Consider the following 16,940-nt stretch of genomic DNA (forward strand, 5'->3'; position numbering starts at 1 on the left):
TGTTCCGACGCGGCCATCATCGAACAAGCCAGTGTGGGCGCCGAGGATGAGGTTGCAAGGTGAGGGCGTACTACTGGCGGGGATCGGTGCTCGGATCCGGCGCGTGCATTTCAGCCTCTTCTCGCTGCTTGAGCGCAATCTTCTTCCGCACCAACGGCCAGAACAGAACAAGCGCCGCGGTCGCGATCAGGCTCGTCCAGACCTGCGTTCGACCGCTCTCCGTCGTCATCATGATCCCGACGATGCCGAGTGCGCCTAGGACAACGACGACGTTGAGCCATGGAAAGAACCAGACCTTCAACTTGAGACCGGCTCGCTCCTCCTCGCTCATCTTCAGGCGCGTTCGCCATTGCGTGACGGCGATGAAGACGTACACGAACAAAGCCACCAGGCCGGTGGAGTTCATAATGAAATCGTAGATACCCGAACTGGGAGCGATGAAGTTCACGAGCGTCGCGATGAGGCCCCCCACCGTCGATGCGAAAACGGCGAAGACCGGGACGCCGTTTCGTGTTCGCTTGGCTGCGATGGCAGGTGCGAGGTGCTGTTCGGAGAGCGCGGCGAACATGCGGGAGGCCGAGTAGGTGCCTGAGTTCAGAACCGAGATCACCGCCGTGAAGATCACGATGCTCATGATCACTTCGGCGCCGGGAACGCCGAACAGCGAGAACACATAGCTGAAGGGGGCGATGACGGCGGGGTCGGGCAGCTGGTTCCAGGGGACAGCAGTCACGATCACGAAGATGGCGCCGACGTAGAAGAGCAGCACGCGCCAGATGACCGTGCCCGAAGCTTGGCGGATGCCCTTGGCGGGATTCTCTGATTCAGCTGCCGCCATCACCGCGATCTCAGTGCCGAAGTAGGAGAACAGCACGAGCGCGACGCTCGAGAGAACGACGCCGGTGCCGTTCGGTGCGAAGCCACCGTGCGCCCAGAGGTTGTGCACCGAGAACTCGGCGCTTGGCCAGAGACCGAGCACGAAAAGCACGCCGACAACGAGGAAGACCACGATGGCGATGACCTTGATGCTGGCGAGCCAGAACTCGGTTTCGCCGAAGGTGCGAACCGAGATGAGGTTGGTCGCGACAAACACCGCCAGGAGGAAGAGAGAGCCCGCCCAGTCTGGGATGGCAGGGAACCAGGCGGCGATCATCCCGCCGCCGACGACCGCCTCGTAGGCGATCACGCCCACCCAGAAGTACCAGTACAACCAGCCGACCAGGTACGCAGCCCAGTTCCCGAGACCAACACGGGCGTACTCCATGAACGAGCCCACTGTCGGCCTCGCGGCCGCCATTTCACCCAGCATCCTCATCGCCAGGAACACGAACAGGCCGCCGATGAGATACGACACGATCGCTGCCGGCCCGGTGGACCTGATGATGTTGGCAGAGCCCACGAACAAGCTCGCCCCGATGATTCCACCGAGAGTGATCATCGTGACGTGGCGGGAGCGAAGCTTCACTGGAGCGGGTGCATCCGGGGAGCCGCGTCTCACGGCCGAATCCTCCGTCGTGGATCCTCCAGATGGCCGACGAGTCGTCGAAGCCGGGGCGTTTGGGTCTTTCGGGGTCATGTGGTGCCTCCTCGATGTCGAGCTGTGTGCGGCACCTCAGCGCGCGCATGTACGTCGCGTCTGGAACGAGCGCGTCTTGCGCCCAGCCTCCGCGCCGGGTGATCGCGAACTGGCTGCCGTCCGATTGGGACCTCAGGGTAGAGAGCGGGCTTCCCTCCAGGGACGAACCGTACCTTCCAAGACGCCGGGTGAAGAGTGCGGCTTGGCCCACCGCGAGAGGCCGCCGCGCGCCGACTGTGGGGGCGGATGCGTGGGGAGAAGTGGATTCTCACCGGCTTATGCTCCGGGGTCACCTGCCCGTCGAATTCACCCGCGATTTCATCCGTTTGCTTCGGAATTTGCGCGTCGTCGGCGGTCTCTTGTTCGGCGAGCGTAGGTCAGCATCGTGATGATCACGTCGCCCCGGTGCCGCGCTTGCGGCCCGCCGTGAGTTCGTGATGCTGGTCGAGCACGTCCCAGAGTCGAGGTGAATCACGCGCATATACGGGTGATCTTCGTCGACGGAGCAAGCGGTTCGAGGATCAGCGCTGCTTGCATGGCAGGCACATCGCCGACCCCGGGTCAGGTCGCAGCGGAAATCGGTCCGAGCCGGTTCAATCGGTCGCTCTCTTGGAGGTGGGATCTCATGCCTCGAACGCGTCGCTCGGTGCGGTCGCACTCGATGGAGACTCAGCTCGACTTGTTCGATGCTGAGGCGATCCGCTGGCTGGCTGAGCGCGGGTGGTCGGTCACTGCGAGTCGGAGCGCCACCCTCCGCCTGTACGTGGATGAGTTGTCTACGCCAAGGATCACGATTCGTCGCATCTGGCACACACCGATGACGCTGGTGTTCAACGGCGCCAGCTCTGGTGCCGGAGCTGGGGCGGGTCTCGTGCTCCAGGTGGAGGGTGATGCCCAGCTGTCGATCGGTCAACAAGCAACCCATGTGCTGCGGCCGTACTCAACGGCGGTATTCCCGACTTCCGCGCAGATGAGGCTGATCTCCCACAAGCCGACAGCACGCGTCGAGGTGCTTACGAGGGTGATGCACCCGGGTTGGCTGGATAAGGACATGAGCAGAATCGTCGATCGCGAAGCTGCTGCCCCCTCGTGGTCGGTCTTCACGTCGCTCACGAATGCAGTGATGAATGCCGCGGTTGATCCTTCTCGCACGTCATTCCCGATGATCGAGGACGCGCTAGAAAGCGCGGCCTTCGCCCTTCTGACGGATGCGCAGATCGGGGTTTCAGCGGCGGGCTCCGGTGGGCGATTGGATGAGCTCTATGAGGACGCGTGCCGATTGATTCGTCAGCAGGCCGGAGACGTGAACTTCACGGTCCAGAACCTGGCCGACCACCTCGGGGTCTCGAGGCGATACCTCTCTAAGTCGTTCGCGGCGCGCGGTGAGCGCCCTTACCGGCGTCTCCGGGACGAGCGAGTGAATCTTGCCCTGCGGATGCTCCGTCAATCGTCGACAACCCGAATCGCCGATTCGGGCAAGGTGGCAGTGTTGGCCGGATTCCCGTCACACCGCGCTATGCGAGAGGCGCTGCGCCGCGCACCCGACGCTCGACAACCCGGCCAGACGACATACGAAGACGGGTCGTACGGGTGAAGCACCGTCATTCACTTGTGCTTGGTAGAGGGATCGTCTAACCTCAATTTAAGCGCTTAGACTGATCGTGAACCGCGTTGCCAGCGCGGCCCGCGACCAGCTTGCGCCCAATTCTGCACGCACCCGAATGCGTGACGCACCGGTCCGTGTCTGAGTCGATCCCGACGGCTAAGACACCGCGGCACACCCGATGCTGCTTGGTGATCGTCGACAGTTTGCGCAAGTGATGCTGGACTCACAGCACCCACGGCGCCAGTCCGCCTCGAACGTTCGCCCGGCACCGGAGAGCTGCAAGGGCGGGGTGGAGAACGGCTCGCCCGGTTCGTCACTCGGCCCTGAGCGAACATCTCTTTCCTGGGGGCCCGAATGAGCTTTAGATCCTTGTCGTTGGGCTTGGTAACGCCATCCACCACGTCGGTCCACAGCTCGATGAGCGCGATCTCCTCTGCCTCCAGCTACCACGGGCGTTGGCGCGCGAACACCGACGCGCGATTCTCGCGCTCGCGCCGGCAGCTGATTGGCGAACATTCGGATCGACGAGAGGTGCCGCACGTGGTGCGGGCTAACCCGCCGGGTGAGGCGCCGAATTCGATCGGCACGGGGGTGGAGCATGCCGAGGGTTAGTTGGATTGTCTCGCTGGGCACGGCCCTGGTTAGTTCGAGTTCCACCGATGACCTTGGGAGGTGATGGGACAGTGACGATTCGCCCTAATGGCATCAGCCGAAGCACCAGGAAGCAGCCGAGTCGATTCTGGGCGCGCCGCACTGAGGCACTTCAACTGATGGTCGATGGACTGAACAATCAAATCTTGATCGTACGGGGTCCAACCGGGACGGGAAAGAGTTCTCTTCTGCTGCAGTTCGTGGAGCAGAACGCTCACGAAGCGTCGTTGGCGCTGCGACTGGTTGATGCCGACACATGCGTAGAGGCTGATGTCGCCCGCGATCTCAGTGAACTGGCCCACGCCCCGGAGAACAAGCACGCGCTTCTCCTCGACAACTACGATGAACGTAGTCGTCCTTGGCTCAGTGAGTTGCTGTTGGGTCATCTTCATGAGGATCCAGCGTTGACGCTGGTGGTAGCCACGCGACAGCGGACTTCTCTCGAAGATCCGATGGTGGGACTTCACTTCGATACACATGTGCTCGACCCGGGCGCTCTGCTGCTCTCGACTGAGGAGTGCGGCGAGACACTTTCCCGCAATGGAGTCGGCTTCTCGGCCGAAGCGCGGGGAGTGCTGGCTGCCCGCACCTTCGGATGGCCCGCCGTCGTGCAGCTCGCGGCGACGTACTTGCGGCTCGAGAGGATGGACCTAGGATCTGCAGAGGACGCGACCACACTCGCTGAATCGATGGTCGAGGCATTCACGTCGGCCGCCCTACAGGCCTTGCCTGGCCCGCTCATGGACGATGTCAAACTCATGGCCGTCGCGCCGTTCTTCACACCGGGCATCGTGGATGCCGTCGTAGGCACCTCGCTGGTCCGCAGCTCCGACATTGTGGCGGAGCTGGAAGGGGCGGGGCTCGTCTGGCCCAGCTCGACCAGGATGCACCTTGCCGAACCGTTCCGGTCGAAGTGGATGCGCGACGTTCGCCTGACTCGACGAAATGAAGCTGCGCTCGTAGGGAGCGCGGTTGCTCGCCACCTCGCGGAGCGTGAGGAGGGTCTGCTCGCTCTCCAGGTGGCTGTTGATTCGAATGACTGGGACGCTGCGCTATCGATTCTCGACGAGCAGGCTCCGTTCGCTTGGCGTACGGATCCTGCGGCGTTCTCGGCCCTGCTGGGAAGACTCCGCGACTCCGGTCACGACTCTCTCCTGCGCTCGTCACGACTGTATTTTCTGGACGACTATACGTTTGCTGCCCCGGATGCGGCGGAACGGGCAGCCGGAGTACTTCTCAGGATGCAAGACACCAAGCCGGTGAGGCCGAGTGCGCCGCTTCAAGATCGCGCTCGGGTGCGGTTGCTACGTGCCGCGGGGCGGTTCGGGTTGGCGGCGGAGGCGTCGGTGGCCCTTGTTGACGCGGCGAAGTCGGCGGGGGACACCGTACCTGCAGCGGTTCGCGCGGATGCGTACATCGAGGCCGGCCTATCGCATGTGCAATCAGGCCAGGAAAGAGAGGCCGGGGTGGCCCTCGGGCTCGCCAGCCGAGCGGCCAAGAACGAAGCACAGGCAACACAGGCGCGCGGTTTGCACGCGCTTATGCTGCTTCTCGAAGGGCACACGAGTCGCGGTCAATCACTCTTGGAGGAGATCGGTTCGCAGCACGACAACGCATGGATCCGGTCACCGTGGGGCGAGCCGGCAAGAATTGCTGCCGCGTTAGCCAATCTTGAAAGCGACGCGCCGAGCTTCGGGATAGTTGGCGAGCTGAGAGGTAGGGCGGTTCACCCGGAGTACTGGCCCATCGCTGCCGGCATCAGTGCTCGTCTGCACCTGCTGTTCGGACACCCGGCCGACGCGCACGCTGGTCTTCGGGACTTCAACGCTCAGTTCGGCGGTGTCTCCGCCTCTCACTACTTTTCGGCCTACCGACTTTCTGCCCGGGCGGAGGCTCTTATAGCGCTGCGCCAGGCGCCTCGTGCCAGCCAACTGTTCAATGGGCCGTTCGGCCCTTCAGACGCGACGGCCGGCGCTATCGCACTCTCCCTCTTGTTCACGGGCAGAGACCATGAAGCATATGTCTTCAGCCTTCGCTGGACGTCGAGGAATGGCCTGTCGCCCCGGTCCACCCTCAGCTGTCTGATCGTGCAGGCGGTCGCCAGTCTGCGGCTCAACAACGAAGCAGCGGCGAGGCGCGCACTTGAGCGCGCCGAATCAGTCACGCAGACGACGGGTACGATCAGCCCCTGGTCAACCGTGGGTCCCGACGATCGGAGCATCCTGTTTCCGCTGATGTCGGATGACCTTCGCGCACGGGTCGGTGCACGCGCTTCCCTGTTCGCCGCTTCGGTGACCGTCCCGAGACTGACCCAGCGTGAGATGGTTGTGCTTCGCCGCCTCCAGTTGCGCACGACGATCGCCGACGTTGCAAGCTCACTCGTCGTTTCTCCGAACACCGTAAAGACGCAGCTTCGAAGCGTATACAGGAAGCTCGGCGTGTCTGACCGGGCTGAAGCAATTCGCGCGGCGCACGCCTGGGGACTACTCGACGGAGGCGACTCGCCGTCGATACGAGCTTCGTGACCGGACTCGGCGCCCTCGGCGCCGCCGCTGAGCGAGATCGTCACTCGAGGCAGCAGGACGGGCACCCCCAGGGGGTGCGACTGCGATCCACTCCCGCTGGATGTTCCGAGGGAAGCGGCGCAGAGTGCAGAGGACGTGGCGAGCTGAGGCGTTGTGCCGCGCGAAGTGAGTGCGGGAGATCAATCCCTCGGCGGTCCCTCTGGGAGATCGGCTCAGTCGCGCCGGAAATGCGCACGGGCTTCACCGAACCCGAGTCGAGCGGGTGGTCACCGTGCTGCGAAGCGTTGTAGCCCTTCTGCTGCCGACGAGCGGTCAGGCGAGGCCCATTCAGTTCGATGCCAAGGCTTCGCTCACCAGGTGCAAGGTGATGCTTGAGTTCGCCGCAGGGTGACGTCGCGGATGAACCCGAAACCGTCAGACGGCTCCTCCGCTCAGATCTCTCTGCGCCTCCGTCCCGGCCCGCAGCGCACCTCGCACTCGTGTGACCGCGCGTCGACGCTGAGAGAGCTGCCGACGAAGGCCCCCTATCACCCGTCCTCCTCACCCTCTCGTGGGCGGCGTCCGTTCGGGAGCCGCACCGCGTGACACGACGGGCCTCCGGTCTAGTTGATGCCAACGGAACAGATCAACCAAGCGGGCCGCACAACGGGGTGGGGGTTTCCCTGAACCAACCCCCGGCTGGTTATCCATCGAGAGCGTCAATCGGGCTGGAGGCAGCGTGAGTGCATATCCGGACAGCGTCGCGTCCACATGGCATGCGACGTCGCCAGCGCCGAATCGCTCCCTCACTCGTGGCGTGGATGATCCGGCGTGGCAGGCCGAGTACGCGCGCCGCCTCGCCGTCAGCGACACGATGATCATCGTTGGGACCATCTTCGGTACCCAGTTTGCGTGGCTGGGAATAGGGGACGTCACGGTCTTCGGCGCCTCGTTCCTCGACTACACCACCGTGTCAATAGTCTGTGCGGCCGGTTGGTTAGCAGGCCTCGTCGCTCTCAGGAGCCGCGCAGCATCCATATTGGGGTACGGACCTCACGAGTACCGGATCATCGTCGACTGCACATTGCGCGTATTTGGCGTCATAGCGATGGTTTCATATCTCTGCGGTCTGGAAATATCGCGCGGCTATATCCTTATCAGCTTGCCTCTCGGCGTCGTCCTGCTGCTGATCAACAGAAGACTATGGCGGCTGTGGTTGAAGGCGGAGCGGAAGCGTGGCCGCATGATCGCGCGTGTCATGCTCGTCGGCCCAGACGAAGCAAATCGACGAATCGCCGCGGAACTTCATCGCCTTCCCGAAGCGGGGTACCGCGTGGTGGGGGCGTGCAGCGTTGATGATCCCGATGGCGAGGGTGATTCTGCGCTTCCGATCGTGGGGAGCTTGAACGATATACCGGGTGCCCTCCAGAAGTCAGAAGCAACCACCGTGATCGTGTCTGGCGAGAGCGGTCTGACCGCGCTGGATATTCGGCGCCTCTGCTGGGAACTCGAAGGAACCGGCATGCAGTTCATCATGGCGCCGAACATCATCGACGTGGTGGCTACGCGGGTGCGGAGTCAGCCAGTCGCAGGCCTTTCGCTCGTGCATGTCGAGATCCCGGGGTACTCGCGGAGGCACGCGCGGCTCAAACGCGGATTCGACATGATCGTCTCCGCGTCGCTGTTAGTGCTTCTTGCTCCCGTGATCGCCGTCATCGCCTGCGCCGTCGTGATTTCTGGTGGACGGCCCATCTTCTTCCACCAGCAGCGGATCGGGCTCTACGGGAAGCCATTCCGGATGATCAAGTTCCGGTCCATGGTCGACGGGGCCGATCGGCATCTGCAACGCATCCTGGCCGAGCAAGGCGGTGGTGATACGCCGCTTTTCAAGCCCGCTGGTGACCCGAGAGTGACGCCTCTTGGACGGATCCTCCGGAAATTCTCGCTGGATGAACTCCCTCAGCTCATCAATGTCTTAGCGGGAGATATGAGCCTGGTCGGGCCCAGGCCGCAGCGTGAGGGGGAGGTGGCGCTCTACGACCAGGCTGCCCGCCGTCGGCTCATTGTGAAGCCAGGCATGAGCGGGCTATGGCAGGTCAGCGGCCGCTCATCCCTCAGTTGGGAGGATGCTCTTCGGCTCGACCTCTACTACGTAGAGAACTGGTCGCTCACGGGCGACATCGGGATCCTGCTCCGCACGTTCAGAGTAGTCATGGCACCGGGAGAGACGGCGCGCTGATGACGAGCCCCAAGATTCTCCACATCGTTGACCGTGATACTGGTGGGGTTCCTGCGGCGGTGATCTCGTACATCGCGAACTCGCCGCCGGGAATCGAACATGCGATATTGACGCCGTTCCCGCGTGATGGCCTTGCCGGCGGCCCCTTTCTCCATGCAGATGCGGAAAAGTTCGACTTGGGGTTCGGTCATCTCAGACGCGTGCGCCGGGTTCGAGAAGTGGCCAGCGCGTTTCGCCCCGATGTGATTCATGCGCATTCCAGTTACCCCGGCGCGTACATGCGGCTGGCGGCCTCGAGAGGCTCACCTCGCCTGGTGTATTCGCCGCACTGTTTCGCCTACGAACGTCGAGATCTCGGAGCGGTCCAGCGGATGGCGGTCCGCGTTGCGGAAGAACTGCTGGGTTGGAACGTCGATGTTCTGGCTGCGTGCGGTCCGGGTGAGCTCACGCGAGCGGAGAATATTCGATCCCTGCACGGGAAGGTGCAGTACGTCCCGAATGTCGGGTCGGTGCCGAAGCGCGAGAGAGGAACGGTCTGGCGAGGCGGCACACTACGAGTCGGGACTATCGGTCGCCTGTCGCCTCAGAAGGATCCCGCCCGCTTCGATCGGCTTGTAGCCGACATGCGGATGATCGTGGCGGATGTAAAAGCATCCTGGATTGGCGGAGGAGACTCCGCCCACTCATACGTGTTCGAGAACGATGTGCGCGTGACGGGCTGGCTGTCCGGCAGGCAACTGCAACAGCAGATAGCCTCACTCGACGTCTATGTCCACACAGCCAGCTGGGAAGGCTTTCCCATCGCTTTGCTGGATGCGCACAATACGGGCCTCCCGGCCTTGGTGCATGCGATCGACGCGTATGGCGAGATTCCTCGCGATCTCACGATTGAGCAGGGGTTGGGCGAGATGCTGCACGCTGCGAGAAGCCCCGAAGCGTTCCACTCGTGGGCCGAGGGAAATCTCGCGAAGTGGGATCGTCTTCTGCGCACGAATACGGCCAGTGGGCAGCGACAGGCACTCGAGGCCGTCTGGGGCATTCCTGCTTCGTACTCCGCGGAGTCGGTTCCCCGGGCGCGATGGGGCTCTGGGGCGGGGCATGGCAGATCCTCTTGAGGCGCGTGCATCGGCTCCCGGCGACGCGGACTTCACAGTAGGTCGAATTCTGATCGGAGAGGCCGTAGAACTCGGTCACGCGTGGTGTCAGTGGCTGGCGGACGCGCATGGCATTCGAATCCTTTTTCTCAAAGGTCCCGCGCTCGCTGAGTACTCTCTCCGCTCGCCGCGTCCGTCGACCGACATCGACGTGTTGGTGGATCCCAAGAAGTGGGATGAGTTCGTGGCGGTGGCAACGAACGCCGGATGGGTCGAGCGCGAGTACACAGCCGCAACGCAGCTGCTCTCGACCCACTCACGCAACTTCGTTCGCGAGAACTGGCCGTGTGATCTCGATCTACATCGGCACTACCCGGGCTTCCTGGCGCCGCCCGAGAACGTGTTCGAGACGCTGTGGTCGCGACGATCCGAAATCGAGCTGGGGAAGGTGTGGTGTCAGGTCCCCGACCGTAATGCCGCCATTCTCATTCTTGCGCTGCACTCGCTGAGGGGGGTGTCTGCACAACCCAGGCACGCGCTGGAACTTCGTGAGTTGATCGATCAGGCTCGCCTCAGCTCCGCGGAAGTCGCCGATCTGGGTCTTCTCAGCCGACTTGTCGGCTGCGTTTCGACGCTCGGGCGCGTATTGAACGATCTCGGTGTGAGCGTTCCCGCCCCCGAGTGGGAACGCGATTCGCCGGAGTTGACCCAGTGGCGCGGGCTTGTCGCGTCCGGCGCGAGCGGAACCTATCGATGGCTTCATGCGCTCCGTGCAGCGCCGCGAGCCAATCGACTCGGCGTCGTCCGAGAAGCGCTGTGGCCCAGTGATCGCGATCTCATCCTGGACCATCCCTCTCTCTCCGGCGGAGTTGTCGAGATGCGGCGCGCTCGTATGGCTCGCCTCAAGCGCGGGCTCAAGGCACTGCCGAGGGCGATCATGGCAATCGTCGTCAGCGAGTTGCCGCATCAGTGGCGTTTCACGTCGATCCGCATGCGGATCGTGCGTCACAGCGCCGAGGTCGTCGATCCCGGGCGCTCCTCGGCGGCGAGGCAAGACCCTTTGCCGGATAGAGCTCGGTCATGAACGCTCATCATGTCCGCCCACCTGCAAGCAGCCATGTCCGACCGCCGGCACCGCGATGGCGCCGGCTCGCGGAGCGCCGAACCCTTGCAGCACGAGAAGACACTTCACCCGGGAGACGAGAAGATCCGGCGTCCGCTACGCGCTCCGCTGACCAGAGGGGAGCCGTGGTATGGATCGCATCTTCCTGAATGGGCGATTCCTCACCCAGCCTCTGACCGGCGTCCAGCGGTTCGCCCTCGAGATCTCCAAAGCACTGATGTCCCGGCGCGATGATCTCACCCTTCTCGTCCCCAGAGCGAAGCTCGCCATCGAGCCGCCCCGAGGCGCAGAACTGCGGGTCGTGGGTGTCAGCGGGGGACACCTCTGGGAGCAGACAGAGCTTCCGGCGTACCTGAAGCGTGCTGGAGAGCCGCTTCTGGTGAGCCTGGGGAGCACTGGCCCTGCCTACTACAAGAACCAGATCGTGACACATCACGACATCACTTACGTGCGGCATCCAGAGAGCTTCTCGGCGAAAACACGCGCCGTCTATCGGGCTATCGTGCCGCATATGTTGCAGAACTGCCTCGCCGTCGTCACCGTGAGCGAATTTTCGCGGAATGAGATTTCGCGCCATTTTGGAGTGGATGCGGCGAAGATCTTCGTGGTCCCCAACGCTGTGGGATCCGGGTTCAAGGCACGTTCCAGCGGTCCCGCACGCGGCGCGGCGGCGCGTCCCTACTTCCTGGCGGTGTCGTCCTTGAATGCGCACAAGAATTTCGGTGGACTCGTCCGTGCGTACCGTCAGAGCGGTGTCGCAAGCGCGACTGATCTGCGGATCGTCGGGGGGCAGGCGAAAGCATTCGCGCGGATAGACGTCGACCTCAACACTCCTGGGGTCAGGCTCATGGGCAGCGTGTCCGACGAGACGCTGGTAGATCTCTATCAGGGTGCGTTGTCCTTCGTATTTCCGTCGCTCTACGAGGGGTTCGGAATTCCGCCCCTGGAAGCCCAGAAGTGCGGTTCGCCTGTCATAGCCGCGAATATTCCGGCTCTTCGCGAGACCCTCGAACGCAGCGCCCATTTCGTCGATCCGTTGGACGTAGCCGACATCGCGCTCGCGTTGAGGACGCTCGCCCATGATGCGGGTTTGCGGGAGCGGTTAGCCGCCCTCGGCGCCGCGAACGCTCGCCGATACTCGTGGGAGAGTTCGGCCGCGATCGTTGACGGGCTTATTCGCCAGGCGATGCAGAGTGGGTCATCGGTCTCGGAAGCCGGCTCCACACCGTAGACGACCAACGACCTCATGTGGGCGCCAGTGCGCGCACCATCTTCTCGATCGCTACTTCCAGCGCCATGATGGTTCTGTCGTCAGCGAAGCTGGCCGCAGCCGATGCCGCGCGGGCGCCATATTCATCGATCAGCGCGTCTTCATGAACACACCGGATGAATGCATCGGCCAGCGATGATGGATCATTCGGGCGAACCAGTATGCCAGAGTTCGTCGGCGCGAGTAGCTCCTCTGGGCCGCCACCCCGTGAAGATATGACGAGCAGACCGTGCGACATCGCCTGAACGACGACCTGACCGAAAGGCTCCGGGCGTGTGGAGCAAAGCGCCAGCACGTGGCATTCGCGGATCAAAGAATCGACGTCATCGACATGCCCGGTGAACGAGATCCGTGCGCCGCTGGACGCGGCGACCTCTCTCAGCCGACGCCCATACGCCGGGTCCGCGTGGACAGAGCCGCCTGCGATGATGAACTCGAACCGATCGCCCAATCCGCTGGCGGCGACCCTACGGGCAGCTTCGACAAGAACGTCCAGTCCCTTCCAAGCATCCAAGCGACTCAGCGAGAGCACGCGTATGGCGCTCCTCTCGGGCGAGGCCGATCTTGGGGCACAGGCCATCACGCCACTGATCGGGTAGACGACCTGCGCAATCTTGTGTCGCAGATTCCATGGGATGGTGGACGCGGTGTAGCGGCTGTTGGCGAAGAATCCATCAAATCGCTGTAGCGTCCCGAACATCATGGCCGGCCTCTTGGCTCCGCTGATGTTTGCGCGAGATAGGTCCTCGCGCAGATACGCCACGAAGGGCGTACGCGGCACCCGTGCGAGTCCGAGCACATTCGCCGACGTCAGACTGTTCGCTAACACAAGCTGCGGGCGCAGGTCGGCGACTGCCGTTCGCAGCGGTGCAACCCTTGCGAGGTGACTTCGCCAACTATCGCCGCCACCAATGACGGATACTGGGATGGAGCGTTCTCGCGCGATCTCAGCCAGCGGCCCATCGTTGAAGACCAGAAGCGCTCGCTCGTGGCGCGAGTGCACGCTCAAATACCGGGCCAGGCCGAGCTGGCCGCCACCCATCTCACTACTGTGGTCGACAAAAGTGACGCGCACTCAGCTTTCCCCCTTTCCTGTGAACTCGCGCACGGTGTGGAGAACCACGGCTTCGAAGACGGGGGCGACGCTCGAGATGGTGAACATCTCTCTCGCCCGGCGACGAGCACGTTCACCGAAAGACGCCCTCACCGTCGGATCGGCGAAGACGCGCAGAGCATCCACGATTGACTGAGTGCTTCCCGGGGTCAATTGCAGAGCGGCATCACCGACCGCCCAGGGAAGGGGCGCAATTCCGGACACCCCGATGGCACGCCCGGCGAGCATGGCGTCGATCAGTTTGACAGGCAGTTGTCCGTGGACGTATGGAGTGTCTCGGCTGGGGAGCATCACGACATCGGACTTCTGCACCAGCTTGACACCCTCGTCGAATGTCGTGTTTCCGACCCACCTCTCCCATGGTCTTGCGTCTGCCGGGGGAGTGTCCGTCACGGTGAGGGTGTAGTCGTGCTCTTGCCTGACGTATTCGATGGCCCTTCTGAGTTCGGCCACTCCCTTATGAGCCCGATTGGTTCCCACGAAAGCCACCGCAGGCGAGGTCGTCGAATGGGGGAGGCCCCAGCCTTGATCTACGCGAGCGTGAGGGACGATGACGCCCCCATGATGCGTGTGAAGCACAGGATTGCTCACCATGACGGGAACCCGAGCCGCCACTCGTTGAAGCCTCAGCAGGCGGAGCATCGCGCGTGGTCTTCGACTCCATTTGTACGCCGCCCGCAGCGGTTGGCCGAGTGAGAGGGCTGCGCTCAAGTCGGGATCGTCGATGTCGAGAAGTAGCGGTCTTGGAACTCGTCCTACGACACGAGAGGCCACGAGGAGCGACTCGTCGAGAGGTTTCACCGCTATCACGAGGTCGGCTCTCCGTACCAGCTCGTCGATTCGGTTCGGTGTCCGTCCTTCTGAAACAAGTTCACAGGCGGATCCGAACTGTGTTCCCCTGAGCGGCTTCCATATGCTTTCACCGCGCGTCGAGACGACCCGCGTAGACCAGCCCAGATGATGCGCAAGCTGATCTAGGACTAGCGTGCGACCTAGCGAGTTGCTGCTCAGATCCGGTGTGACGAACAGGATTCTCATACAGCTCGGAACTCCCTGCGCGTCGTCGCTGCGCCCGCAGTCCTGCCGCGCACGCCGAGCGCATCTGACCGCGCTGCCCGGACACTCGGAACGATCGAAAGGGCCACGACCAGATAGAGGAAGCTCGATTGCCAGGTCAGGACGTCGAAGCTGAAGAAGAGTGGCAACATGAAGAGGATCAGAGCCCGCGATTCCGTCGACCCGGCGAGGAATGAGATGAGCACCGCGGCGACAAGAGCGATCGTGCCGAGGATGCCACCGACGACGAAGGTGCGAACCAATTGGTTATCGAAGAACACCAGGCCGTCTCCTCCGCCGAAAACTCCCGAGGTGAACAGCCGCACGTAACCATTGGCGCCAGTACCCCACAGTATCGATCCCGGACTGCTCTGCGCCAAATATGGGCCTACGCCCTCGAGGACACTCGCCCGGTGCGTGAAAGACGTGGACTCGAGCACTTCCTTCGACGTAGCGCCTTGAAGGATGTCGAGGCCGTCAGCGTATATCCACATCACAAATGCAAGCCCCAGAATCAGCGCTCGAATCAAGAAGTTCGCTTTACGCACGAGCGCGTATAGTCCAACAATCGCCAGCGACGCCAGAATGCTCCGCGTTCCGGAAAGAGCCAGGGCTGCGAGGCCGATAGCTGCCAGCAGGTAGTAGCTTCGTTTTCGCGTCCTGTGCGCCAACAGGATGGCAGAGATGACGCCGATCCCGGCCGCGACCGCAAGCAAGATGGGGTGGCCGAGCGTGCTCATCGAACGGCCCTCGAGAAATGTCAAAATGGTCTGGGGGCGATTCGCGATCTCATCTATCCATGTCGCGCGGGGCCATACGGTGGATACTGCTCCGGTCTGCTCCGCAATCGAGATCGCCAGGTGGACGGGCAGCATGAGCGCGAACGCCTTCAAGATCGGCGTCGTGCCCCAGCGGGCGGAGACACTCGAAGCCGCGACGGACGCCATGAGCAGCACGGCCCCGAGGGCGACGTTGTAGAGGGCCAGCTCTGGGCCGGCGCCTCGAACCCGACTCACAACGTCGCAGCCGATGAGCAGTACTACGCCGATCGAGGCCGGAGCCGCTCCAGTTCCGTCGGGATCAAGCAGCATTGCCATCCCCATCCAGCAGACACAGGCGATCATGGCGACGCCGATCAGCCACGGCGGCGCCGCGTAGAGAGGAACGGCCGTCGTGATGAGAATCGTCCCGATGAGGGACCGCGTTATGGCGCGTTCGGGGCGCCCGATCAGAACCGCCGCCGACAGCAGGAGGATCAGCAGAAGCGCGGCGAGATTCACCCTCGGGCCCCTCTGCGGTCGGCGGCGGCCTCTCCCGGACCGACAGCGTCGAAGCGCCCTACGGTGTGCCGATGCGCAAGCTTTCGACTTTCACGCTGGTCAGCCTGGTCGGCGTGCTGAGCCCCCTGCTGGCGTTGCCGGTAGTCACTGCCGAGCATGGCGCGCGCGCTTGGGCTGCAATTGCCGTTGGCCAGGCGATCGGTCTCACGATGGGGGTGCTCGTCGAACTCGGATGGGGTCTGACCGGCCCGCAGCGCGTCTCGAGAGCGACTCGCGATAGCGCGCGCGAGTACTTGGCGCTCGCAACGTGCACGAAGGCACTGGTCTTCCTCCCGGCGAGTCTTCTCGGTGGAGCAACCGCCGCCGCCATGACGCCCGCTGATCCAGCACTCGCGGCCGCCTCGGCGATCGCGACGGCCAGCCTCGGCTTGACGGCAGCGTGGTACTTCATCGGTCGGAACGACGCCACAGCGCTTCTCCTCACGGAGGGCTGCGCCCGGATCGTGCTCATCACGGCCGCCAGCGTCTGGATCTTGAACGGCGGTCCGGCCGTTGTCTATCCGCTGGTCGGGATACTTCTTCCCGGAATCCTCGCACCGATCCTGGCGCTCTGGCATCAACGAGTTCGATGGACCTACTTCTCGCGTCAAAGCTGGCGACGGACGCGGCACACGTTGTTGACTCAACGCGGAATCGTGGCAGCCCGCATTCTGAGTGCGGCCTACATCGCTGTCCCTGTCCCCTTGACGGGACTGCTCTCTCCCACCACGGTGGCGGCATTCGCAGCGGGAGACCGACTCTCGAGGATGGGCCTCTCCGTGCTGGCATCCGTCCCGAACTCCATGCAGGCCTGGGTCGGCCGCTCGGGGGCCTCCAGTCGCAAACGGCGGGTTTGGCTGGCTATCGGACTCAACGCCAGCATCGGGGTGGTGTCCGGCATCGCCTTTCTCCTTCTTGCCCCGGCCGTTTCGTCCGCCGTGTTCTCCGGTGCCGCGACCCTCGACGTGCAGTACGCGGCCGGATTCGGCCTCTTGGTCTTCATCGTCTGCGTGTCCAGGGGCACGGGAAACTTGGCCTTGGTCGCCTTCCGCATGACGCGTGTGGTGACTCTGAGCGCGCTGCTGGGGGTCGTGCTCGGCGTTCCCTCGATCGTCCTGTTGACAAGCGTGTTCGGCGGGCATGGCGCCCTGATGGGCGTACTGATCTCGGAGTCCGTGGTGCTTGCGGTGCAGTTCGTGGGGGTTTCGTGGCGGACCGTCAGGGCTCGGTCGGCCGCGAACGAGCAGAGGTGCGCTCCTCAGCCAACCGGCCCGCGGTTGGAGCAGGGGCGCGCGCCCGAGCCGAATTGACTCGGGACGGCGAGCGGGCGAACCGTGCGGCTCGAGACGACGCTCTGCTCGCCGTGAACGTCCAGCGCTGGTCGATGA

General features: G+C 63.4%; 11 protein-coding genes. 7 read left to right on the forward strand and 4 right to left on the reverse strand.

Annotated elements, in window-relative coordinates:
* Positions 1-70 precede the first annotated feature (70 nt).
* Entirely contained in the window at positions 71-1,498 is a 1,428-nt protein-coding gene (locus ACN9MP_RS02385; protein WP_426323607.1) for an amino acid permease, read from the reverse strand.
* Positions 1,499-2,237: 739 nt separating this feature from the next.
* On the opposite strand from ACN9MP_RS02385, the gene ACN9MP_RS02390 reads away from it, so the two are divergent.
* The 6 genes from ACN9MP_RS02390 to ACN9MP_RS02415 all read left to right on the forward strand — a co-directional run bounded on the left by ACN9MP_RS02390 (position 2,238) and on the right by ACN9MP_RS02415 (position 12,024).
* Positions 2,238-3,170 (forward strand): hypothetical protein, encoded by a 933-nt coding sequence (locus ACN9MP_RS02390; protein ID WP_426323609.1) that lies wholly within the window; start codon positions 2,238-2,240, stop codon positions 3,168-3,170.
* 863 nt (positions 3,171-4,033) lie between these two features.
* Positions 4,034-6,358 (forward strand): LuxR C-terminal-related transcriptional regulator, encoded by a 2,325-nt coding sequence (locus ACN9MP_RS02395; RefSeq protein ID WP_426323611.1) that lies wholly within the window; start codon positions 4,034-4,036, stop codon positions 6,356-6,358.
* A 796-nt stretch (positions 6,359-7,154) separates the two neighbouring features.
* The gene (locus ACN9MP_RS02400) at positions 7,155-8,576 is read left to right on the forward strand and encodes a sugar transferase (RefSeq protein WP_426323613.1); all 1,422 of its coding nucleotides are present in this window, start codon (positions 7,155-7,157) and stop codon (positions 8,574-8,576) included.
* The gene (locus ACN9MP_RS02405; protein ID WP_426323614.1) at positions 8,576-9,691 is read left to right on the forward strand and encodes a glycosyltransferase family 4 protein; all 1,116 of its coding nucleotides are present in this window, start codon (positions 8,576-8,578) and stop codon (positions 9,689-9,691) included. Before ACN9MP_RS02400 ends, ACN9MP_RS02405 begins: the two co-directional genes overlap by 1 nt.
* A complete protein-coding gene (locus ACN9MP_RS02410) occupies positions 9,675-10,754 on the forward strand; it encodes a nucleotidyltransferase family protein (protein WP_426323616.1) in 1,080 nt (359 codons plus the stop codon). The genes ACN9MP_RS02405 and ACN9MP_RS02410 overlap by 17 nt, the downstream gene beginning before the upstream one ends.
* 169 nt (positions 10,755-10,923) lie before the next feature.
* Positions 10,924-12,024, forward strand: a complete 1,101-nt coding sequence (locus ACN9MP_RS02415; RefSeq protein ID WP_426323618.1) for a glycosyltransferase family 4 protein — start codon at positions 10,924-10,926, stop codon at positions 12,022-12,024.
* A 13-nt stretch (positions 12,025-12,037) separates the two neighbouring features.
* Here the strand turns inward: ACN9MP_RS02415 and ACN9MP_RS02420 are convergent, their stop codons facing one another.
* The 3 genes from ACN9MP_RS02420 to ACN9MP_RS02430 are packed head-to-tail and all read right to left on the reverse strand — an operon-like array spanning position 12,038 to position 15,513.
* On the reverse strand, positions 12,038-13,105 hold the full coding sequence (locus tag ACN9MP_RS02420) for a glycosyltransferase family 4 protein (protein WP_426323620.1): 1,068 nt from the start codon (positions 13,103-13,105) through the stop codon (positions 12,038-12,040).
* A gap of 33 nt (positions 13,106-13,138) precedes the next feature.
* Positions 13,139-14,215: a glycosyltransferase gene (locus ACN9MP_RS02425; protein WP_426323621.1), complete on the reverse strand. Its 1,077-nt coding sequence runs from the start codon at positions 14,213-14,215 to the stop codon at positions 13,139-13,141.
* Positions 14,212-15,513 carry a hypothetical protein gene (locus ACN9MP_RS02430; protein WP_426323623.1) on the reverse strand — a complete coding sequence of 434 codons (1,302 nt, stop codon included), beginning with the start codon at positions 15,511-15,513 and terminating at the stop codon, positions 14,212-14,214. Before ACN9MP_RS02430 ends, ACN9MP_RS02425 begins: the two co-directional genes overlap by 4 nt.
* 71 nt (positions 15,514-15,584) lie before the next feature.
* On the opposite strand from ACN9MP_RS02430, the gene ACN9MP_RS02435 reads away from it, so the two are divergent.
* Positions 15,585-16,862: a lipopolysaccharide biosynthesis protein gene (locus ACN9MP_RS02435; protein ID WP_426323625.1), complete on the forward strand. Its 1,278-nt coding sequence runs from the start codon at positions 15,585-15,587 to the stop codon at positions 16,860-16,862.
* Positions 16,863-16,940 lie beyond the last annotated feature (78 nt).

This window comes from Microbacterium sp. E-13 (genome assembly GCF_049912955.1).
GTDB lineage: Bacteria > Actinomycetota > Actinomycetes > Actinomycetales > Microbacteriaceae > Microbacterium.